The organism is Erythrobacter sp. EC-HK427 (genome assembly GCF_902498745.1).
Lineage (GTDB): Bacteria > Pseudomonadota > Alphaproteobacteria > Sphingomonadales > Sphingomonadaceae > Alteraurantiacibacter.
In genome coordinates this window covers 1,828,833-1,848,741 of record NZ_LR701479.1, presented here as the reverse complement: position 1 = coordinate 1,848,741, position 19,909 = coordinate 1,828,833, and the positions used below count along the sequence as shown (strand labels likewise).

Below are 19,909 nucleotides of genomic sequence, written 5' to 3'. Positions count from 1 at the left end.
GTCGTCGTAATTCGGTTCGGGCTGCGTCTTACTCGGCAGCAGGCACGGCTGCTTCGGCGCCAGTGACAACCGGAGCCTCTTCAGCAGCGGGAGCCGGAGCCGCAGCAGCCGCCGCTTCCGCAGCGATCTGCTCGCGCGTCTGCCCGCCCTGCGCCTGCACCCAGGCGTTGTAATCTTCCATGCTGCGCGCTTCGATCGCGATCGGCATATAGCCGTGGCGCGAACCGCACAGTTCCATGCACTGGCCGTAATAAATGCCCTCTTCCTCGATCAGCAGCATCCGCTCGTTGATGCGGCCCGGCACAGCGTCGAGCTTGAACCACAGCGAAGGGATGGCGAAGGAGTGGATCACATCCGCACCATAGGTCTGGATGCGCAGCGGCACGCCCACGGGCACGACCATGCGGTTATCGACCGCGAGCTGGAACGGCTCACGAGTGTCCAGCGCTTCTTCGGCGGTCAGCATGTTCGAGATCACTTCGAAGCCGCCATTGTCGGTGTATTCGTATCCCCAATACCACTGGTAGCCATTGGCCTTGATGGTGATGGCGTCTTCCGGCGGGGTTTCATACTGGCGCGCCAGCAGCGTGATGGAAGGTACCGCAATCACCACAAGGATGATAACCGGCACAACCGTCCAGATAACCTCGATCAGCGTGTTGTGGCTGGTTTTCGACGGAACCGGATTGGCGCTGCGACGGTAACGCACGATCACCCACAGCAGCAGGCCGAGCACGAACAGGCTGATGACGGTGATAATCGGCATCAGCAGGTAATTGTGCATATCATGCGCGAACTGCCCGTCGGCGGTGAACTGCGGCTGGAAATCGATCCCGCCCGCTTCGGGCTGGCCCTTGATCATGTCGGCACCGAAATGCTCGAACGCGGGCGCTTCTGCCGCCACTGCCGCTTCGTCAGCAGGCGCTGCTTCGGTGGCGGGAGCGGTTGCGGTTTCCACCACCGCTTCTTCCACCACGGCGTCCTGTGCGGTCGCGAGCGCGGGCGCTGCAATCATCGAGAATGCTGCCAGCATCATAGCGAGCTTTTGCAGCGGGGTGCGGGCGAAGTCGCCGAACGTCATACCAAAGGTCTTCCCATTATCGTTCCCGGGTCACCACACCTGATAGCAGCCCGTACGCGGTGGACTAATGCCGCGTTTGGCGCGCCTATACGCATGGTTGCCCCGTGCCTCAAGCGCCTCTAGGGACTTTTTTCGACAGGGTCTATGCGGCCCTTTGTCCCAGCTTGGCAAAGTCAGGAAAAGGCAGGAGCTTTCAGCAGCATGACGACAGACGAGGTTCTTGCCGAATTCCGCGCATCGGGCGCACTGCTGGAAGGGCATTTCAAGCTCTCCTCGGGCCGCCATAGCGGGCATTATCTGCAATGCGCGCGGGTGCTGATGAACCCGCATCGGGCCGCCCGTCTGGCAGAGGCGCTGGCGGCGAAAATCCCCGGCGAGATCATCGATTCGCTCGATGCCGTGGTGTCGCCAGCGATGGGCGGGCTGATTATCGGCCACGAAATGGGCCGCGCGCTGCATCTAGATGCGATGTTCCTCGAACGGCCCGACGGCGTGTTCCACCTACGCCGCGGCTTTGCATTGCCCGAAGGCGCGAAAGTGCTGATGGTGGAGGACGTGGTCACCACCGGCCTTTCCAGCCGCGAGGCAATCGCCGCCGTGGCGCGCGAAGGCGGCGAAGTGCTGGCGGAGGTGGCGCTGGTCGACCGCTCGAACGGCTCCGCCGATCTGGGCGTGCCCTTCTTCCCGCTGATCGACATCGACTTCCCAACCTATGCGGCGGACGAAGTGCCGGCAGAACTGGCCGCGATAGAGATTACCAAGCCGGGGAGCCGGAAGTGAACCTACCCCGCACCCTGCCCCTCGCCGCTTTGCTCGCTGCGGCGCTGGCTGGTTGTGCGACGCCAAACCTCGGCTCCTTCGAAACGCAGGACGCCGATGCCCGCGCTTACGCCGTTCTGGTTGAAAGCGGATTTGCCGGCGATGCCGCCTTCAGTGTGCCCGGCAAGCCGGACACCATCTATTACGGCCCGACCGAGCCGGAAGAGGCCGCCACCCGCACGGTCGAGGGCTGGCCATGGGCATCCGTCACCAAGCAGGTGATCGCGGTTCTGGTTATGCGCGAAGTGGAAGAAGGCACTTTTTCGCTGGGGAGCGACGTTGGCCAGTTCGTGCCCCGATTGCGCGGACGGGAGATCTCGGTCGAAGACCTTTTGCGCCATCGCAGCGGACTGCCCAACCCGGATGATACCGCACCCGATGCCAACGGCTTCCCCTCCTTCTACACTAGTTCCGGCGACCCGCTGGCATTCTGCACCGGAAGAGGCGAGGCGCCTGCGGAAGGGAGCTGGGTCTACAACAACTGCGATTACGTCGTGCTTGGCGCGCTGCTGGAGGCGGCGACCGATTCCAGTCTTGATCTGTTGCTGGCGCAGGGGGTGGGCCTCGACTCCGGTTGGATCAACACCGGATTTTTCGAGCGCGGGAGCGAACGGCAATTCGCCGCGCGAACCGATCTCGCCGCCAGCCGCATTGCCGGATATGGCGCGGCAGCAAGCCTCGTCGGCCCGCTCGACGACATGCTGGCCTTCGACCGCGCATTGATGGACGGCACATTGCTGGGCGCAGAATGGCGCGAACGGCTGTGGGAAGGCGACCCGGCGCTCGGCTACATGGCGCTTGGCCAGTGGTCGTTCGAAGTGCCGTTGGCGGGTTGTGATATGCCGGTGCGGATCATCGAACGGCGCGGCGGAATCGCCGAATACCAAGTACGCAACGTCATCTTGCCCGATCTCGGCATCGCGGTGGCCATCGCAACCGACCAGCCGGACTTCGACTTCGGCGAAATCTGGACGGGGGCAGGCCCCATGCACGATACGCTTGCCGAATTGGCTTGCCGCTGAGTTTGCTATAGGGGCGCGCGCGCTATGACCAACTTCCTCCGCCTCGGCGTCAATATCGATCACGTCGCCACCATCCGCAATGCGCGCGGCGGGGATCATCCTGATCCGGTTCGCGCGGCGCAGATTGTGGCGGCGTGCGGAGGGGACGGGATTACGGCACATCTGCGTGAAGACCGGCGGCATATCCGCGATGACGACCTGAAGCGCATCCAGGATGCGACCGATCTGCCGCTCAATCTGGAAATGGCGGCGACGCGCGAAATGCTCGCCATTGCGCTTGCCCATCGCCCCCACGCCGCCTGTATCGTCCCCGAGAAGCGCGAGGAGCGCACGACAGAGGGCGGACTGGACGCGGCGGGGCTGGACAATCACCTCACCTCCATCGTCGGCCCGTTGCAGGATGCGGGCATTCGCGTGTCGTTGTTTATCGAAGCGAGCGAGCGGCAATTGGATGCGGCGCTGCGATTGGGCGTGCCTGTGGTGGAATTCCACACCGGCGAATATGCCCATGCCGCGCTGGATGCCGATGGCGAGAAAGTGGCGCGCGAGCTGAAGCGCATCGCCGATATGGCCGCGCTCGCCACGAAAAACGGGATCGAGCCCCACGCGGGCCACGGGCTCACCTATGACAATGTCCAGCCCATCGCCGCCATCCCGCAGCTCGCCGAGCTGAATATCGGGCACTACCTGATCGGCGAGGCGATTTTCGACGGGCTGGAGCCTGCGGTACTGAAAATGCGCGAACTGATGGATCTGGCGCGGTGACGGTTCGCCCAACCCCGTCATCCCGGCCCCCGAGCCGGGAACCCGCTTTCTTTTGCCCTAGCCAAGAAGGCAGCGGGACCCCGGATCAAGTCCGGGGCGACGATCTGGGGGGATCGTCGTGATCATCGGCCTCGGCTCCGACCTCTGCAATATCGAGCGCATCCAGAATTCGCTCGATCGCTGGGGCGAGCGATTTACCGCGCGCGTCTTTACCGATGTCGAGAACGCCAAGGCTGCCAAACGAACGCACACGCAGGCGGGCACCTATGCCAAGCGTTTCGCCGCCAAGGAAGCTTTCAGCAAGGCGGTGGGCACCGGGTTCAAGCGCGGCGTGTTCATGAAAGATATCGGCGTCGTGAATGCCCCTTCCGGCGCGCCCACGCTTGCGCTAACGGGCGGCGCGAAGGAACGGCTCGATGCGCTCACCCCGCCGGGGCACCGCGTCACCGTTCATCTGACTCTCACCGACGATCACCCATGGGCACAGGCCTTCGTCATTCTTGAAGCGCTGCCCGAATAGAAACGCCCCTCGCCCATGAGCGATGCCAAAAAACAGGATGAAGCCATCAACTGGTGGGCCGAATTGCGTGGCCTCGCCCTGATGCTGCTCGCCGTGCTGGTGTTCCACACCTTCATCGCCAAGCCGTTCTACATCCCCAGCGCCAGCATGGTGCCCAATCTGCTGGTGGGCGACCGGCTGATCGTGTCCAAATATCCCTATGGCTGGAGCTGGGTTTCGGCGACCTTCCGCGTCTTCCCGCGCGATGATTGGCGCATCGCCCCCGCCGCGCCCGAATATGGCGATGTGGTGATCCTCGTCCCGCCCGATAGCGAGCAGGACTATATCAAGCGCGTCGTCGCGCTGCCGGGCGATACCATCGCGCTGGTGGACGGGCGGATCATCCTCAATGGCGAAATGGTGCCGCGCGAAGTCGAAGTGCCCGTGCGGCTCAGCACCGGAAACGACAATCTGTGCGATGGCACGCCGTGCCTGTCCGCGTTCGAGCCCTATCGCGTCACGCTGGAAGACGGCAGCCAGGTCTACGAGCCGCCGACCTACCGCGAGACGCTGCCCAATGGCGCGAGCTATCTGGTGATCGACCATACCGAGCAGTATCTCGACAATATGGCGCCGGTGGCCGTGCCCGATGGCCATGTCTTCCTGATGGGCGACAACCGAGACCATTCGGCAGACAGCCGCGCGCCCGCAGGCTTCGGCCAATTGGGGCTTGGCGGGCCGGTGCCGCTGGCCGATGTCGGCGGGCGGGCGGAATTTATCACCTTCTCGCTCGACGGCTCCTCGACCTATAATCCGCTCACCTGGTGGGATGCCTTGCGCGGCGAGCGCGCTTGGCGCACTCTGCGTCCTGAATTGCGCGGACAGCCAGGCGAAGGAAGCACCGAGTGAGCGGCAAACCGTCCAAGGCCGACAAGGACACCGACGCCCCGATGGGGGCCAGCCCCGCGCGCATCAGCAATCCCGAACTCAGGATGGAGTTCGCCAAGGCGCTGATCTGGATGGGCGTGATCGGGCTGTCGCTGCTCGCGGTCTATATCTCGCAAAGCCTGCTGGTGATTTTCGGCGCGATGGTGTTCGCCGCGATGATCGATGGCGGCGCGCGCCTGCTCGGCCGCGTGCTGCCCGTGGGGCGCGGTGTGCGGATCGCCATTGTGCTGTTGTCGCTGGTCGGCTTCCTTGTGTGGCTGAGCCTTTTTGCGGGCACGCAAATATCGCGGCAAGCGGCGCAATTTCCCGCCATTGTCAGCGAACAGTTCGACCTGTTTCTCGGTTGGCTCAGCGAGCAGGGCTTTGCCGTCAATCAGGACAATGCGGAAACGATCATCAATCAGGTCATGTCCGGCGCGGGACTGATTACCAGTGCGATTGGCGGCGTGTTCGGCGCGCTCACCACACTGGTGATTGTCGCCATTATCGGCATCTATGTCGCCGCCGAACCGCGGCTTTACGAGCGCGGCGTTGCGTGGATTCTGCCCAAAACCCAGCGCGCCGATTTCCACGTCACGGTGGAGCGGATGGGCTACACCATGCGGCGGCTGATGTTCGGACGGCTGGTGGGCATGGTGTTCGAAGGCGTGTTCACTTACGCGATGCTGGTGGGCTACGGCCTTGTCACCGGCGACGAGATCCCGATGGCCGCGCTGCTCGCCATCCTGACCGGCCTGCTGGCCTTCGTTCCCAATATCGGCGCGCTGGTATCGGGTGCCCTGATGGTGCTGGTGGGCTTTAGCGGCGGGATGGAGATGGGACTCTACACGATTGTCGTCTATTTGCTGGTGCAGAATATCGACGGCTATTTCGTCATCCCGCTGATTGCCCGCAAAACGGTCGACCTCGCCCCTGCTCTGGTGCTCGGCTTCCAGCTTATCATGGGCATATTGTTCGGCATTCTCGGCCTGTTCCTGGCCGATCCGCTCCTCGCGATGATCAAGGTCGCGCTGGAACAAAGAGCCGCGGCAAACGATGCACAGGATGAAGCCCGGCGGCAAAGCCGGATACCCTATATGGAGAATAACCCTGCGTAAGTTTCTCTACACGATCGTGACCCTGACCGTGCTCGCCATCGCGGCGATGTTCGGCCTCAGGGTATTCGGAGACGAGTTGACCGAAGTGGCGCTGGTGCCCGATGCGGAATTTGTCGAGCAGGCCCCGCTCGAAGTGAACGCCTATCAGGATCCCGCCATGTGGTTCAGCCGCCCCGGCATGGGCGCAGGCAATGATCCGGCACGCTGGCAGCCCGCGTTCCGTGTGGAAGAGGATGCGGTCTCCGATGCACCCGCAGAAAGCGCATCGCCTCCGCGGGCAGAGCCGACTCCGGATATCGCTGCGCCGCGTTTCGCGGTCTTCTTCGTCCACCCCACCAGCTTCTTCGACGCGCGGCAGTGGAACGCCCCGCTCGATCACGAGGATTCGCAAAACCGCGCGCGGCTGATGGTGCGCGGGCTGGCGAGTGCGTTCAACCAGGCGAGCGAAATCTGGGTGCCGCGCTACCGGCAGGCGACCTTTGGCGCGTTCATCACCGATATGCCCGAATCGACGCAAGCGCTCGACGCCGCCTATCAGGACGTGTCAGACGCGTTTGATTTCTTCCTCGAATCGGTGCCCGCCGATATGCCGATCGTGCTCGCGGGGCACAGCCAGGGCGGCTATCACGTGACACGGCTGCTGGCCGAGCGGGTTGCGGGAACCGAGCTGCAGGGCCGCATCGCCATGGCCTATCCCATCGGCTGGCCGATCAGTGTCGAGCATGATTTGCCCGGCCTTGGCCTGCCCGCCTGCGCTACACCCGGACAGGCCGCCTGCGTGTTCGGCTATGCCAGCTTTGCTGAACCTGCCGAGCCCGGCCTGTTCCTGCGCCGCTATTCGCAAGTGCCCGGCATTGATGGCGAGCCGCGTGGCGAAAGCCCGATCCTTTGCGTCAACCCGCTCACCGGAACACTGAACGACAGCGCCGGGGTCGAGCGCAATATGGGCACACTGGTGCCCAATGACGATCTGTCTGCCGGAGAGCTTGTCGCCCGCGCCGTACCCGCAAGCTGCGCCGAAAACGGCCTGCTGCTGATCGGCGACCCGCCGGAACTTGGGCAATATGTGCTGCCGGGCAACAATTATCACGCTTACGATATCCCGCTGTTCTGGAAGAATTTGCAAAGCGACATCGTCAACCGGGTGGGCGCATGGCAGAGCCCGAACCGCTAACCCCGCTGCTGACCGAGAACGCCGCCGAATTCGCCGGGGCGCTGCCCGATGGCGGCGTGCTGCTGGGGCTTGATCTGGGCACCAAGACCATCGGCACGGCCTTGTGCGATGCAAGCTGGAGTTTTGCCACGGCGGGCAAGACATTGCCCAAAGGCAAGTTTGGCCGCGACAAGGCGGCGTTGGAAGAAATCGTGCGGGCACGCAGCGTAGCGGGTATCGTCATCGGCTTGCCGCTCAACATGGATGGCAGTTCCGGCCCGCGCGCGCAGGCGAGCCGCAGCTTTGCGCGCAACCTGCTGGTGCTGGGCCTGCCCGTGCTGCTGTGGGACGAACGCTGGTCAACCGCGAGTGCAGAGCGTGACCTGATCGCGCAGGATTTCAGCCGCGCCAAACGCGCCGAACGGATCGACAGCCACGCCGCCGCAATCATCCTGCAAGGCGCGATTGACCGGCTGGCGGGGGGGATTCTCTAAGCGGCCGCGAGCGCCCGCCGCCGCCGTGCGGCCTCGCCCGCCACCAGCCTGCTGCCCGATGCCTCGGCCCGCCGCCAAAGCGCATCGCGTTCCTCCGCATCCAGCACGCCGGCCTGCGCATCCAGCGCCACCAGCCGCATCCGGTCGCTGGGGTGCGACCCGGCGAAGTGGTGCGCCAGATCGCGCGCCTCTCCGCCCCCCAGCCCGACAGCCACGCGCAGAAACGTCTCGCTCCCGCCCGCGCTGATAACGCCCGCAATCGCGTCCCGCTCGACATCGAAGCGATACTGGTCGAGCCAGCCCTGCGCGCCGCCTGCGTGCATGATGTTGAGCGAGACCGAGAGGCTTTGCGGCGGCAATTGCGAATGCACATCGCGGTGCGCGCGATAATGCATCAGCTTGCCGGGCGTCAGCGTGGATCGCTCGACAAAACGCAAGCCCGCTTTCTCGCCGACAATCCCGGCGACGCTCTCGTAATCATACTCGTAATAATCGCTCGAATAGCCGGGGCCGAAATAGCCGACCGTCAGGAAGTCGAAATTGTGATCGTGCGGCAAGTGATAGCTGAAGGCCGAGTGCCCGCTGGCGCGGAACATATGTTCGTCCTCGCCCGGCCAGAAATTGGCGCGCATATAAAACTCGCTGCCGAGTGTGGAGAGCATCACCACTTGCGGGCCGTAATCGCTCGCATCCTCCGCCGCCTTGATCCCGCGTTTGAGCTCGTCAACCAACATATCGCCGAGGAAGTCGCGGTTATTTCCCAGCTTCCGCAGCCAGCCCGCCGCGCCCAGCAGGCTTTCCTCCTCCCACGGGTGGAAGCCTTGGGCATAAAGCGCGTCGATGCATTCACCCAGCTCGCAACTGGTGGTGTCGGGACAGTCGATTACGCGGGGCATTGGCGCGCCTCCCATTGGGCGAGTTGGGGATGGGTTTCGAGCAATTGCGCGCGCAAGGCACCGGCATGGGCGGCGAGCGGATCGTCGCTGCGTCTTGCGAGAGCGAGCAGCGCGGTGAAGCCCGCCTTCGTGTCGAGCGCAAGGCATTCGCGCAGTGCCTGCCAGCGCAGCGAAAGGTCTCCTTCGCCGAGTGCCGTTCGGGCGATGGCGGGAGCGGCATCCGTGCGCCCCATGCGGCCGAGCAGCGCGATGATCGCCTCTTGCCGGCTGGTGGCGATGGTGGCGGCGCTTTGCAGCAGCAGCTCGCCCGTAGCGGCTGCATACTCGCGGCTCGGCGCGGGGGCAGCATTGGCGCGCAACAGGCGCAGCATGACGATGCGGCGGGTGACGCTGTCCGTCACCAAAGCCTCGCTCGAACAATCGAAGGCGAAGCGTCCGCCGGCAGCGAGGGGCACAGCTTCTTCGGTGAAGTCCATCCTCTCGCCCTCACCAGCAGCGGGCCGAGCGCGCACGATCCGCGCTTCGCCCGCGCCTGCCAGCACCGCATCGAAGCGGGTGGCGTCGGTGTATTTGTAGCTCGCCTGCCGGAAGTCCCCCGGCTCGCGGCTCTGGAGCATGATCTGCGCGCGGCCCGAACGGGCGAGCAGGATCGTCCCCGCGCTGCCGTTGAAGCCGTGGCGGAACGGCGGGTGGCCGATGGGATTGGCGGCAAGCGCCGCGCAATAATGGCGGCTGAGCAGCGCCATCAGCCGCTCGGCCTCGCCCTGCCCGGTGAACACCGCTTCCAGCTGCGGGCAATCGGTGAGCGACGCGCCGTTCCCGTACCGCTCCAGCTCGGCCATCATCTGCGCCGCGCCGGGCTCTGCCCGCCACGCGGTGCGCGCGGCTTCCATCGCGCTCTGGGCCTGGCGCTGCGGAGCCCGGTCGCTCCGCAGCGCCGCGATGAACGGATGCACATCCATCGGGAGCCGCCCGCCTTCTAGAACAGGCCGCCGCTGGGCGGGGCGCTGTCATACACCAGCGTTGCCAGCACCACGATGGTATCGTCGGGGCCGGGCAGGCCGGGGCCGGGATCGGTCGGCGACGTGGGATCGGCGATGGAGCCGAACATTCCGGTCAGCGTTCCAAGGTCCGGCAGGCTGGACAGGTCAATCTTGGGAAATTTCATCCTGTATTCCTCTTCACACAAGCGGCCCGACAGGAGTGTCGAACCGCGCAAAGGAGTGCCGCAGCGGCGGCGAAGGATGAAATTAAACTCTTGTAATCGCTGGAATTATTGACCCACATCAAACCGGAGGATGACGGTAAGCCCTTGAGAATCAGCCCTTGCCTCATCCGGCAAAAGCCGCTGCGCATCGGCGCGGGCGCGTTGCAGGATGGCGGCGGGCATGCCCGCATCGGCAATCACCACATCCGCGCTACCGAGCAGCCGCGCTTGCCGCAGGGTCAGGTCGTCGGGGTCGGCGCTGGTGAGGGTGAAGGCGTGCACTTCGCCCGGCTGCACGTCCGCAGCTTGCTCCAGCCAGTCCGCAATCCGCTCCGCGCTCCCCGCGCGCAAGGGATCGAGCGCCCCGCCCTCGCCCAAGGCCGCGTCGAGCGCGCGGCGGCGCTCGGCCATCACGGGAAAGCGCGCCTTGATCGCCTCGCGCATTGCAAACAGCCGGTCGGCTAGCGTGCCGAGATCGGCGGGCAGCAGCTTTTCGAGCCGCAACCGCAATTGCTTGGCCAGCCCGGCAGAAGCACCGCCCGTCCCCACCGCCAGCAGAACCGGATCGCGGTCGAGAATGCTCGGCGTTGTAAAGTCGCACAGGTCGGGCCGGTCAACCACGTTGACCAGCATTCCCGCACAGCGCAGGCGGATCGCATCGGCCTCGCACATCGCGGCATCATCGTGCGCGACAAAGGCCAGCCGCGCGCCTTCGTCGATGGCCTGCTGCATATCGGAAACGATGCGCCCGCCCGCCCGAGCCACCAGCCGCGCCTTGGGCTCTGCCATCTCGCCTTCGCCCAGCACCAGCACCGGCTGTCCGGCAATCGAGTGGAAGAGCGGCAATTGCTGCATCAGGTGAGGAAGTCCGGCACGCGCTCGGCATCGGCGATGCTGCCGGGGAGGATGCGGTCTGCGACGACCGCATAATCGCTGCCATCCACCATCACCTCGGCCACAAAGCCGCGCGAGTTGTAGCTCGACGCCATGGTCGCGCCGTAAGCCCCGGCGGTGCGGAAAATCGCGAGGTCGCCGGAAACCAGCGCGTCGGTTTCGCGGTCGGTGGCAAAGGTATCGCCCGTCTCGCAGATCGGGCCGACGATATTGGCGGTCATCCGCTCACCCGTGGGCCGCACGGCGGTAAATCCGTGATAGGCGCCGTAGAGCGCAGGGCGCGCCAGATCGTTCATCGCTGCATCGACGATCACGAAGGGATTGTTGAGCCCGCGCTTCACGCGGATCACGCGGGTCAGCAGCACGCCTGCATTGCCCGCAATCACCCGCCCTGGCTCAAACATCAGCGTGACGCCCCAGCCCTTGGTGACGCGCGCGACCATCGCGCCATATTCCGCCGGAGACGGGGTGCGCTCGCCCGGCCTGTAGGGCACGCCGATGCCGCCGCCCAGATCCATATGGGTGATGCTGTGCCCCTCGCTCCGCAGCCGCACGAGCATTTCGCCCAATTTGCCAAAGGCGGTTTCGAGCGGGGTGAGGTCGGACAATTGGCTGCCGATATGCACTGCCAGCCCGCGCAGTTCGATGCCGGGAAGCGCCGAGAGTTCGGCGAACAGTTCGGGCGCATGGCCGATGGGCACGCCGAATTTGTTGTCCGCCTTGCCGGTGGAAATCTTGTCATGCGTGCCCGCATCGACATCGGGGTTCACCCGCAGCGCGCAGCGCGCCACTTGCCCGCGCGAGGCAGCAATAGCGGCAAGCTCGCGCCCTTCTTCGCCCGATTCGATGTTGAACTGGCCGATCCCGGCATCCAGCCCCTGCACCAGCTCGGCACCGGTTTTGCCGACGCCGGAAAAGACGATGTCCTCCGCAGGCATTCCGGCGAGCAGCGCGCGCGCCAGCTCTCCGCCCGAGACCACATCCGCGCCGTAGCCTTCATTGGCGAGCAGGCGCAGCACCGCGAGATTGGGATTGGCTTTCACCGCAAAAGCAAGGTGGGGCGGCTTCTCCAGCCCGTCCAGCCCTGCGCGAAAAACCCGCGCATGGCGTTCAAACGTGGCGCGCGAATAGACATAGACGGGCGTGCCCACGTCCTCCGCTATGCGCGACAGCGGCACGTCTTCGGCGTGAAGTTCGCCGTCTCTGATTGCGAAATGATCCATCGCGGCCCCTCATGGCGACGCAGCGGCGTGTAGTCGAGACAGTTATTCGGGCGGGGTGCGATAGCTGCGCTTTCCCGCGCCGCCGCCGAAAATCACTCAGGCGGCAGATCGAACGGATCGTCCTCGCGCTCCTCGCTTTCGCGGCGCAGTTCGACATTGCGATCGGGCGCGGCTTGCGGTTCGGTTTCGAGCAGCTCTTCCGCGGTCAGCGGCTCGTCTGCGCCATAGGGCGCGGGTGGCAAGCTCTCCCCCGCCAAGGGCTGCAACGCCGCGCGCTGGCCGCAGGCGGCGAGCGCCAGCGCAATCAGACAAGTGGCAAAAGCCCGTTTCATCACTCGATCTCCAACCGCGCCTTGGCCTCGGCAATGCGGGCGCGCACCTGATCGGGTGCAGTACCGCCGTAGGAATGGCGCGCTGCCACCGATGCCTCCACCGATAATGCCGCATACACCCGATCATCGATGCGCGCATCAATTGCCTGCAAGTCCTCCAGCGAAAGCGCATCGAGCGCGATGCCCTTGCTCTCGGCCAGCTTCACTGCCGCGCCGGTGATGTGGTGCGCCTCGCGGAAAGGGATGTCCGCGGCGCGCACCAGCCAGTCGGCTAGATCGGTGGCGGTGGCATAGCCCAGTTCTGCCGCCTGCCGCATCCGCTCCGTCCGGAAGTCCGCGCCTTCCACCATGCCCGTCATCGCCGCGATGCACAAAGCCAGCAAGTCGGCAGCTTCGAACACCGGCGGCTTGTCGTCCTGCATATCCTTTGAATAGGCGAGCGGCAGGCCCTTCATCGTCATCATCAGCGCCATCTGGCAGCCGACAATCCGCCCCGTATGCCCGCGCACCAGTTCGGCAGCGTCGGGGTTTTTCTTCTGCGGCATGATCGACGAGCCGGTGCTGAGCGTATCGGGCATCCGCACAAAGCCGAAGGGCTGGCTGGCCCAGATCACGAATTCCTCCGCCAAACGCGACAGATGCAGCGCGCACTGGCTGGCCGCGGCGAGGAAATCCAAGGCGAAATCGCGGTCGCTTACCGCATCAAGGCTGTTCGCGGTCGGCGCGGCAAAGCCCAGCGCCTGCGCGGTCATATCGCGGTCGATGGGAAACCCCGTTCCCGCCAAGGCCGCGCTGCCGAGCGGGCACTGGTTGAGCCGCGCCCGCGCTTCGGCAAAGCGCGCCACATCGCGACTTACCATCTCGTAATAAGCCATCAAATGATGGCCCAGCGTCACCGGCTGCGCGGTTTGCAGATGGGTGAAGCCCGGCATGATGCTGCCCGCGTGCTCCTCCGCCCGCGCCACCAGCGCGCGCTGCAATCCGGCGAGGCCTTGCAGCAGCGCATCCATCGTATCGCGCACCCACAGGCGGAAATCGGTCGCCACCTGGTCGTTGCGGCTGCGCGCCGTGTGCAGACGACCCGCTGCCGGGCCGATCAGTTCGGCGAGCCGCGCTTCGGTGGTCATGTGGATGTCTTCCAGATCCCAGTTTTCGGGAACCCCGTCACGCGCGTATTCGTCCGCAATCTTCTCCAGCCCGGCGATGATCGCCTGCGCATCGGCGTCGCTCACGATATCGCAGGCCGCCAGCATGGCGACATGGGCGCAGCTTGCCGCTATATCCTGTTTCCACAAGCGTTTATCGAAGGGGATCGATGCGTTAATCTCCCGCATGATAGCGGAGGGGCCGGCAGCAAACCTGCCGCCCCACATGGCATTGCCCGCCGGGGTTTTGGAGGAAGTATCCGTGGCCAAATCGCGCCTTTCCTGTCTAGCCTGTGCTGCGCTTTTCGCAGGACTGCTGAGCGCGTGCGATAGTGGCGCGAGACAAGCAGCGCAAGGCGATGACGCGGCGGCGGGCGCGGTGGTGCTCGACGGATTGCTCGACCGCAGCTTTACCGGCGAGCCTAGACCGGCTGTTACGGTCACCGATCTGGAGGGGCAGACGCTCGATCTGGCGAGCCTGCAAGAACCGGTGCTGGTCAATCTCTGGGCGACATGGTGCGCGCCGTGCATCGCCGAAATGCCGCTGCTCGATGATCTCGCTGCCGATCTGGACGGGCAGGTGCGCGTGCTTACGGTGAGCATGGATTTGCGCGGGGCGGAAGTCGTCGGGCCGTTCTTTGCTGAGCGGCAATTCACCCATTTGCCGGGCTGGATGGACCAGCCCAACGATCTCGCCATGGCCTATGGCGGTGGCGCGGTGCTGCCGCTGACTATCCTCTACGATGCCAACGGCAATGAAGTGTGGCGGGTGATCGGCGCCTATGACTGGAGCACGGCGGAAGCGCGCGAGGAGGTGCTGGAGGCGCTCAGCCCCGTCACCCCGTCGCCGCGCGTCGAGCCTTCGGGTGATGTCGGGCCGATAATCCGCGAGAATTCGGGCACTTTCACCCCGAGGGAAGCGAGCCCGGCACCCGCCAGCCCCGCCACCAGATAGGCCTTCAGCCGCGGCCCCGGCGCGATGCGCGAGGCAGGGGCCATAAAGTGGTCGCGGAAGATCGCCGGCCACACCGATGCCGACTGGAAGGGCGGCGTAAAGCCCCAGGTCAGCCATTGGTAGAGCATGACGTGCGTCTTGCGCAGCGCGAGATAGGCCTGCTGCGCTGCCTCCAGCGTGTCGGAGCGCTCGACAGCCCGCGCCAGCCCGACCGCATCGAGCAGCGCCATGTTCGCCCCCTGCCCCAGCTGCGGGCTCGCCGCGTGCCAGCTATCGCCGATATGCACGATGCCCGGCGCGGTGGCGCGTTTGGTGGTGCGGTGGGCGTAACGGGCGAAAGTCAGCTGTTCGGGGTCGGTGAGTTGCGCGGTCACGGGCGCCAGCTGCGGCCAGAGTGCGAGCACCTCAGCCCGAAACGCAGCCATACCGCGCGCTTGCCACGCGGCATATTCGTCCCCGCGCAAAGACCAGAAGAAAGCCGCCTTGCCCTCGCCCAGCGGCAGCAGACCGACCATCCGGTTGGCGCGTTCGTAGCGTTGTTCGAGGAGGCGTTGGTTGAACCCTGCATCCTCCGGCCAGTCGACCGATGCCCACAGCGCGCCGAAAGGCAGTTCGGCCTTGAGCGGCGGGACGAGGGTGGAGCGCACGCCGAGCGAATCGACGAGCAGATCGTGCGGCGGCGAGGGTTCGCCTTGCGCAAAAGTGAGGCGCGACTGCACTCCGCGCAATTGCAGGCCGGTGACTTCGCACCCCGTTTGCACCGTAATCCCGCTCGCCAGCACCGCCTCATACAACACCCCGAACAGGCTGGCGCGGTGAATGCCGAGGCCGACCATGCCCGGCACGCCCAAATCGGCATAGGCGGCTTCGAGCACCGGCTCACCTTCGGTGTTGAGGCCGAGCAGGCCATCGACCGGCGCACCGCGCCGCGCCACCTCTTCCGCCAATCCCAAGGCATCGAGCACCGCCATGCCGGTCGGCTGGATCATCAGCCCGCTGCCCAGCGGCTGTGGCGCTGCGAACCGTTCATACAGCGTGACGCTGTGCCCCTGCCGGTGCAGCAGCAGCGCCGCCGCCAGACCCGAGATGCCGCAACCGGCGATACCGATATCGATTGTTTGCACTTTCGCCCCTTCCCTGTCCGTCAACCTTCCGCTAAGGCGCGCCCGCTATAGACAATAGCACACCCGCTTTTGGGGGCGATTAGCTCAGTTGGTAGAGCATCTCGTTTACACCGAGAGGGTCGGCAGTTCGAGCCTGTCATCGCCCACCAGCGTTTCGACCGAAGATGTCCGGGGGACATCTTCGGTCGAAACGCTCCCGAGCAAAGCGAAGGGTGCGCTGCGCCTTCGGGAAGGACTAAACCAACCCTTATGCAAAGCTCCTCCCCCTCCATCCTCGTCCTCGCCACCGGCGGCACGATTGCGGGGCAGGCAGGCTCTGCTACCCGCGCCGATTACCGCCCGGGACAGATCGACATTGCCGACTTCCTCGCCGCTTTCCGCGATCTGGGGGTCGAGGCGCAACTTGTCGGACAGCAGGTGGCGGCAATCGATTCGGCGGACATAAGTTTCGCCATCTGGCGCGAATTGCATTCGGCCTGCATGGCGGCGATGGACGATCCGGACTGCGCGGGTGTTATCATCACCCACGGCACCGATACGGCGGAGGAAACCGCCTTCCTGCTCGATCTGACCTTGCCCACGGCCAAGCCCGTCGTGCTCGTGGGCGCGATGCGGCCTGCGGATGCGGTGGGGAGCGATGGGCTGAGGAACTTTGCCAATGCGGTTCAAGTCGCCGCGCATCCCGAAGCGGCGGGGCGCGGCGTGCTGCTTGTCATGGGCGACACGGTGCTGAGCGCGCGCGATGCCCGCAAGGCGCGCACTGGCGGGACGAATGCCTTTGCCGGATTTCCGCGCGGGCCGGTGGCGCTCGCGACGCCCTCCGCGCTCGACTGGCTCTCGCCGCCGTGGCGGGTGGAGGAAGCCGCGCGCTTCCCCTTCCCCGCCGCGTTGCCGCTGGTGCCGATCCTGCACGCCTTTGCCGGAATGGACGCTGGCAGCGTCGCATCGGCGCTGGCCAGCGGCGCGCAAGGCATCGTGCTGGCGGGCTTTGGCGCGGGAAATATGCCGCAAGTCGTGCGCGAGGCGCTGGCGGAAGCGGTGGCGAGCGGCATTCCCGTGGTGCGCGCCACCCGCGTCGATGAAGGCTTGGTTGATCCCGAACCCGGTGATGCAACACACGGTTTCATCGCCACCCGCGCGCTCGGACCCGCCAAGGCGCGGATTTTGCTGCAAGTGCTGATCGCCAGCGGCGTGACCGGTCAGGCGGAGGCGCAGGCCGCGTTTGACCGGCGTTAGGCGGCGAGCAGCGCGTTCTCTCCCACATCGGCGAAATAGCGCGCCATCGCGTCCACCGCGCGATCTGACAGGTCGATAAAGGCGCGGCGGCGGTCGGTCTCGTCTTCTACGCGGATGAACAGGCCCGCATCGACCATTTGCCCGATCCAGCGCAGCGCGGTTGTCGGCGGAACCGCCGAGGCAATGCAGAGCGAGGTCACGCTCACCCGCTTGCGCTCCACCCGCGCCGCCGTAAGGTCGAGCAGCATATCCCATGCCGGATCGGCAAACAGCTCGGCATCGAAGAATTTCGTCCGCGCCTGCCGCTTGGCAATCACTTGCCGCACCAGCCGCGCATCGGGCAAAGGCGGGCGCGGCTTGCGGATCAGTTCGCGCTCATTGTCTCTGGCTGGCGGGCGCCACGCATCGCCGGGGCTTTCGAAACGGAACGCGCCGCCGCCATCGCGCTTGCCCCAGCCTTGTGCGCTATCCAGCCGGTCGAGCCGTTCGGCAATCTGCCCTACCTGTTCGGTCAAGCGCAGCAGGGTTAGCCGGTCATCTTCGGAGAGTTCGCGCAATCGCATATTGGGGATACTGGCTAAAACCCTGCCAAGCGCAATTACGCGTTCACACCTAATAGGGTTAACGAGAATTTGCGGCGAAGACTGCGCGCAGCAGCCGAACACCGTGTCGAGCGCGTCCATACTCGTCGAAATCACCAGCCGCGCGCCCGAATGCGCCGCCCGGCTATCAAGCCGTGCCAGCGTCGCCATGTCGGCCGCATCGGGCTGCGGGCAATCGACGAGCACCACTTCGCCCAAGGCCTGCGCGTCTCCGGCGAACAATTGCGCCAGCGTGCCCGTTTCGCGCACCTTCAGTCCGGCCGTGGCAACGTCATCCTCCATCTGCCCGCGCAGCAGATCGCAATCGGCAAAGATCGAGACCGCCAGCGGCAAACCGGCAGCATCTGCCGCCATCGCGTAGGTGAAATCGGACTGCGACATCGCACGGCTCCTCGAATCGATACGAGGAACATGATGCGAACAAAAAGGGATCGTGTCAAGAATGTGGGCGACTATACGCCCTTCTGGCCGACCAGCGTCCCCTTCCCGCCCGAAAGCAGGTGGAAGGCAAAACCCGGCCAATCCCGCCGCCAGCGGCGGGCCACCAGCCGCTCTCCCGGACGCGCTGCATCATCCAGCAGCACGATCCCGCCGGGCGTAATCCGGTCAAACAGCACTTCGGCGCGGCCGCGCACCAGCGGGTTGATCGACCATGGCGGGCCGTCAATCAGCAGCAGGTCGATCTCTGGCGGCACCACCGGCAGGCTATACCATTGCGAAGCCCATGGGGTGGGATCGGGCACAATCGGAGCCGGGTGCAATTGCGCCTCCACCCCGTGATCCTTCAGCCAGCGCGCGGTGTGTTCGACAAATTCGGCGTTCTGGTCAAAACTGTAGAGCTTGCCGCCACCGTGCATTTGCAGGGCGCGGGCAATCACCAGCGAGGTGGCGCCGCAGCCGAGTTCCACCACGACTTGCGGGCGCGCGGTTTCGATCACATCGACAATCCGGTGCAGCAGATAGGTATCCGCCTTCCAGCTCCCCAGATTGGGCAGCGCGTCAGCCGCCAGATCGAGCCGCGCGAGCAGCTCGCGCTTGGAACGCTTGGTGCCGCCCCACAGGCTCTTGGCCAGCCACGGCCACTGGATCGCGCCGAACGCAATGGTGAACACCTGCTCACGAAGCGGGCGTTCAGGTGAGGTGTCGGCGAGCGAGAGCAGGCCGGTTTTTTCGCGCGTAGTCATGCGCGGCGGCGCTTACGCCAGTGTTAGCAAGCGCACGATAGGCGGGAGGCAGTGCGGGGGAATTATGCGCCAGTGCGAGGGTTTCTGACGAACCATCCGCCTATTTCCATCCACCCGTTGAACCTTTCCGCCGCTTGCAGCGACTATCCAACCGAAGCAATCATGCAGGGGATGGCAACGGTGGCGCAAACAGGGCGGGTTTATGACGAATTGCTCGTCACGCTCTATGTCGGTGGAGACCGGCGCGCGGGCGAGCGGCTGGCGCAGCGCTGGCACCCGCGCCTGCTGCGCACGGCACGCCGGATGCTCGGCAGCGATGATCTGGCGCAGGTCGCCGCGCAGCAATGCTGGGTGGCGGTGCTGGGCGGGATCGGCTCGCTGGCAGACCCGGCGCGCTTTGCGCCGTGGGCCTTCACGATCCTGCACCGCAAATGCGCCGACGCCATCCGCGCCGAGCAGCAGGGGCGACGCCGCGCGGGAGGCGATGTGCCGGAGGATTTGCCCGCGCCCGAAGAGCCTGCGGACGAGGCGCTCGCCATCCGCCAGGCCATCGCCGCTTTGCCCGCCAACCAGCGGCTCGCCGCGCATCTGCACTATATTGAGGGCTTCACCCTCGCCGAAATTGCCGAAGTCCAGGCGGTGCCCGTCGGCACTGCCAAAACACGCCTGTTCCACGCCCGCCGCCAGTTGAAAGCGGCTCTTACGGGAGATTGACGATGACCGAAATTGACGACCGCATCCGCGACGTATTGGATGCCGATGACCAGCAATTCCTCAGCGAGCTGGAAAGCGACCGCAGCCTCTGGCGGCAGATCGGCGACAGCATGGCCGGCCCGATGGGCAATTGGACGAAGCTGGTTTTCGCGCTCAGCCTGGTGTTCGGCGGCCTGATTGTCTTCTGCTTCTACAAGGTCTTCACCACGCAGCACCAATTCGAACACCTGATGTGGGCGATTGCCGCGCTGATGGTGCTGACGATGCAGGGCTTCGTGAAGCAATGGCTGTTCAGCCGCATGAATATGCTCAGCATATTGCGCGAAGTGAAGCGGTTGCAGGTGCAGGTGGCGCTGCTGAAGGAAAAGGGCGGAGAGTGAGGCATCCCTCCTCTTTAGGTGAGGGATAACGAGACTTGGCGGCTTGCCGCCTAGTCGCAGTAGGGTGGGGGCTTGCAGCCCCAGCGAGCCTGACGGCTCGCCCCCACCCCTTGATCCCCTCCCCTGAAGGGAAGGGGAA

22 protein-coding genes, 1 tRNA gene and 1 pseudogene are annotated in these 19,909 nt (G+C 65.2%); 13 read left to right on the top strand and 11 right to left on the bottom strand.

All coding sequences use genetic code 11. From position 1 onward, the window contains the following. Positions 1-28: 28 nt before the first annotated feature. Complete coding sequence (coxB, locus tag GC121_RS09060) at positions 29-1,081, bottom strand: cytochrome c oxidase subunit II (RefSeq protein WP_151973970.1); 1,053 nt, start codon at positions 1,079-1,081, stop codon at positions 29-31. A 201-nt stretch (positions 1,082-1,282) separates the two neighbouring features. Here coxB and pyrE point away from each other — a divergent pair, with 201 nt between their 5' ends. The 8 genes from pyrE to ruvX all read left to right on the top strand — a co-directional run bounded on the left by pyrE (position 1,283) and on the right by ruvX (position 7,878). Continuing rightward, positions 1,283-1,861 (top strand): orotate phosphoribosyltransferase, encoded by a 579-nt coding sequence (gene pyrE, locus GC121_RS09055; RefSeq protein WP_151973969.1) that lies wholly within the window; start codon positions 1,283-1,285, stop codon positions 1,859-1,861. Further along, positions 1,858-2,922 carry a serine hydrolase gene (locus tag GC121_RS09050; protein WP_234421175.1) on the top strand — a complete coding sequence of 355 codons (1,065 nt, stop codon included), beginning with the start codon at positions 1,858-1,860 and terminating at the stop codon, positions 2,920-2,922. The genes pyrE and GC121_RS09050 overlap by 4 nt, the downstream gene beginning before the upstream one ends. A 24-nt stretch (positions 2,923-2,946) precedes the next feature. Further along, positions 2,947-3,687 carry a pyridoxine 5'-phosphate synthase gene (locus GC121_RS09045; RefSeq protein WP_151973968.1) on the top strand — a complete coding sequence of 247 codons (741 nt, stop codon included), beginning with the start codon at positions 2,947-2,949 and terminating at the stop codon, positions 3,685-3,687. A 118-nt stretch (positions 3,688-3,805) separates the two neighbouring features. Next, positions 3,806-4,207 carry a holo-ACP synthase gene (gene acpS, locus GC121_RS09040; protein ID WP_151973967.1) on the top strand — a complete coding sequence of 134 codons (402 nt, stop codon included), beginning with the start codon at positions 3,806-3,808 and terminating at the stop codon, positions 4,205-4,207. Between the two features lie 15 nt (positions 4,208-4,222). After that, positions 4,223-5,095 carry a signal peptidase I gene (lepB, locus tag GC121_RS09035; RefSeq protein WP_151973966.1) on the top strand — a complete coding sequence of 291 codons (873 nt, stop codon included), beginning with the start codon at positions 4,223-4,225 and terminating at the stop codon, positions 5,093-5,095. After that, positions 5,092-6,231, top strand: coding sequence for an AI-2E family transporter (locus GC121_RS09030; RefSeq protein ID WP_234421174.1), 1,140 nt, complete (start codon positions 5,092-5,094; stop codon positions 6,229-6,231). The genes lepB and GC121_RS09030 overlap by 4 nt, the downstream gene beginning before the upstream one ends. A gap of 16 nt (positions 6,232-6,247) precedes the next feature. Beyond that, entirely contained in the window at positions 6,248-7,405 is a 1,158-nt protein-coding gene (locus GC121_RS09025; RefSeq protein WP_234421173.1) for a DUF3089 domain-containing protein, read from the top strand. Beyond that, the gene (ruvX, locus tag GC121_RS09020; RefSeq protein WP_151973965.1) at positions 7,384-7,878 is read left to right on the top strand and encodes a Holliday junction resolvase RuvX; all 495 of its coding nucleotides are present in this window, start codon (positions 7,384-7,386) and stop codon (positions 7,876-7,878) included. Before GC121_RS09025 ends, ruvX begins: the two co-directional genes overlap by 22 nt. On the opposite strand, the gene GC121_RS09015 is transcribed toward ruvX, so the two are convergent. The 7 genes from GC121_RS09015 to argH all read right to left on the bottom strand — a co-directional run bounded on the left by GC121_RS09015 (position 7,875) and on the right by argH (position 13,803). Then, entirely contained in the window at positions 7,875-8,774 is a 900-nt protein-coding gene (locus GC121_RS09015; protein ID WP_151973964.1) for a transposase, read from the bottom strand. The genes ruvX and GC121_RS09015 overlap by 4 nt on opposite strands. Further along, positions 8,762-9,736: a hypothetical protein gene (locus GC121_RS09010; RefSeq protein WP_151973963.1), complete on the bottom strand. Its 975-nt coding sequence runs from the start codon at positions 9,734-9,736 to the stop codon at positions 8,762-8,764. The genes GC121_RS09015 and GC121_RS09010 overlap by 13 nt, the downstream gene beginning before the upstream one ends. A 17-nt stretch (positions 9,737-9,753) precedes the next feature. Then, on the bottom strand, positions 9,754-9,942 hold the full coding sequence (locus GC121_RS09005; RefSeq protein WP_151973962.1) for a hypothetical protein: 189 nt from the start codon (positions 9,940-9,942) through the stop codon (positions 9,754-9,756). 105 nt (positions 9,943-10,047) lie between these two features. Next, positions 10,048-10,836, bottom strand: coding sequence for a bifunctional precorrin-2 dehydrogenase/sirohydrochlorin ferrochelatase (locus GC121_RS09000; RefSeq protein WP_151973961.1), 789 nt, complete (start codon positions 10,834-10,836; stop codon positions 10,048-10,050). Next, entirely contained in the window at positions 10,836-12,098 is a 1,263-nt protein-coding gene (gene lysA, locus GC121_RS08995; RefSeq protein WP_151973960.1) for a diaminopimelate decarboxylase, read from the bottom strand. Before lysA ends, GC121_RS09000 begins: the two co-directional genes overlap by 1 nt. A 92-nt stretch (positions 12,099-12,190) precedes the next feature. Beyond that, a complete protein-coding gene (locus GC121_RS08990) occupies positions 12,191-12,430 on the bottom strand; it encodes a hypothetical protein (RefSeq protein ID WP_151973959.1) in 240 nt (79 codons plus the stop codon). Then, positions 12,430-13,803 (bottom strand): argininosuccinate lyase, encoded by a 1,374-nt coding sequence (gene argH / locus GC121_RS08985; protein WP_151975675.1) that lies wholly within the window; start codon positions 13,801-13,803, stop codon positions 12,430-12,432. Before argH ends, GC121_RS08990 begins: the two co-directional genes overlap by 1 nt. Here argH and GC121_RS15710 point away from each other — a divergent pair. Then, positions 13,763-14,341: pseudogene (locus GC121_RS15710) on the top strand (TlpA family protein disulfide reductase); the annotation flags it as partial. The gene argH and the pseudogene GC121_RS15710 overlap by 41 nt on opposite strands. 14 nt (positions 14,342-14,355) lie before the next feature. On the opposite strand, the gene GC121_RS08975 reads toward GC121_RS15710, so the two are convergent. Beyond that, positions 14,356-15,654, bottom strand: a complete 1,299-nt coding sequence (locus tag GC121_RS08975) for an NAD(P)/FAD-dependent oxidoreductase (RefSeq protein WP_151973957.1) — start codon at positions 15,652-15,654, stop codon at positions 14,356-14,358. Positions 15,655-15,727: 73 nt separating this feature from the next. Between GC121_RS08975 and GC121_RS08970 the strand changes: the two genes are divergently transcribed. Continuing rightward, a tRNA-Val gene (locus tag GC121_RS08970) sits at positions 15,728-15,803 on the top strand. 100 nt (positions 15,804-15,903) lie between these two features. Then, positions 15,904-16,890: an asparaginase gene (locus tag GC121_RS08965; protein WP_151973956.1), complete on the top strand. Its 987-nt coding sequence runs from the start codon at positions 15,904-15,906 to the stop codon at positions 16,888-16,890. On the opposite strand, the gene GC121_RS08960 is transcribed toward GC121_RS08965, so the two are convergent. Beyond that, positions 16,887-17,873 carry a MarR family transcriptional regulator gene (locus GC121_RS08960; RefSeq protein WP_151973955.1) on the bottom strand — a complete coding sequence of 329 codons (987 nt, stop codon included), beginning with the start codon at positions 17,871-17,873 and terminating at the stop codon, positions 16,887-16,889. The two genes, GC121_RS08965 and GC121_RS08960, sit on opposite strands and share 4 nt — an antisense overlap. A 71-nt stretch (positions 17,874-17,944) precedes the next feature. After that, complete coding sequence (locus tag GC121_RS08955) at positions 17,945-18,676, bottom strand: class I SAM-dependent methyltransferase (protein ID WP_151973954.1); 732 nt, start codon at positions 18,674-18,676, stop codon at positions 17,945-17,947. 162 nt (positions 18,677-18,838) lie between these two features. Here GC121_RS08955 and GC121_RS08950 point away from each other — a divergent pair, with 162 nt between their 5' ends. After that, complete coding sequence (locus GC121_RS08950) at positions 18,839-19,390, top strand: RNA polymerase sigma factor (RefSeq protein ID WP_151973953.1); 552 nt, start codon at positions 18,839-18,841, stop codon at positions 19,388-19,390. A 2-nt stretch (positions 19,391-19,392) separates the two neighbouring features. Further along, on the top strand, positions 19,393-19,770 hold the full coding sequence (locus GC121_RS08945; RefSeq protein WP_151973952.1) for a DUF6768 family protein: 378 nt from the start codon (positions 19,393-19,395) through the stop codon (positions 19,768-19,770). Positions 19,771-19,909 lie beyond the last annotated feature (139 nt).

Coding starts and splice junctions, on each gene's coding strand:
- GC121_RS09015 (WP_151973964.1), bottom strand. CDS start 8,774: ATGCCCCGCGTAATCGACTGTCCCGACACCACCAGTTGCGAGCTGGGT.
- GC121_RS08960 (WP_151973955.1), bottom strand. CDS start 17,873: ATGTCGCAGTCCGATTTCACCTACGCGATGGCGGCAGATGCTGCCGGT.
- GC121_RS08955 (WP_151973954.1), bottom strand. CDS start 18,676: ATGACTACGCGCGAAAAAACCGGCCTGCTCTCGCTCGCCGACACCTCA.
- GC121_RS09045 (WP_151973968.1), top strand. CDS start 2,947: ATGACCAACTTCCTCCGCCTCGGCGTCAATATCGATCACGTCGCCACC.
- GC121_RS09005 (WP_151973962.1), bottom strand. CDS start 9,942: ATGAAATTTCCCAAGATTGACCTGTCCAGCCTGCCGGACCTTGGAACG.
- GC121_RS09010 (WP_151973963.1), bottom strand. CDS start 9,736: ATGGATGTGCATCCGTTCATCGCGGCGCTGCGGAGCGACCGGGCTCCG.
- argH (WP_151975675.1), bottom strand. CDS start 13,803: ATGTGGGGCGGCAGGTTTGCTGCCGGCCCCTCCGCTATCATGCGGGAG.
- ruvX (WP_151973965.1), top strand. CDS start 7,384: ATGGCAGAGCCCGAACCGCTAACCCCGCTGCTGACCGAGAACGCCGCC.
- GC121_RS08945 (WP_151973952.1), top strand. CDS start 19,393: ATGACCGAAATTGACGACCGCATCCGCGACGTATTGGATGCCGATGAC.
- coxB (WP_151973970.1), bottom strand. CDS start 1,081: ATGACGTTCGGCGACTTCGCCCGCACCCCGCTGCAAAAGCTCGCTATG.
- lepB (WP_151973966.1), top strand. CDS start 4,223: ATGAGCGATGCCAAAAAACAGGATGAAGCCATCAACTGGTGGGCCGAA.
- GC121_RS08950 (WP_151973953.1), top strand. CDS start 18,839: ATGCAGGGGATGGCAACGGTGGCGCAAACAGGGCGGGTTTATGACGAA.
- GC121_RS08965 (WP_151973956.1), top strand. CDS start 15,904: ATGCAAAGCTCCTCCCCCTCCATCCTCGTCCTCGCCACCGGCGGCACG.
- GC121_RS08990 (WP_151973959.1), bottom strand. CDS start 12,430: ATGAAACGGGCTTTTGCCACTTGTCTGATTGCGCTGGCGCTCGCCGCC.
- lysA (WP_151973960.1), bottom strand. CDS start 12,098: ATGGATCATTTCGCAATCAGAGACGGCGAACTTCACGCCGAAGACGTG.
- pyrE (WP_151973969.1), top strand. CDS start 1,283: ATGACGACAGACGAGGTTCTTGCCGAATTCCGCGCATCGGGCGCACTG.
- GC121_RS09000 (WP_151973961.1), bottom strand. CDS start 10,836: ATGCAGCAATTGCCGCTCTTCCACTCGATTGCCGGACAGCCGGTGCTG.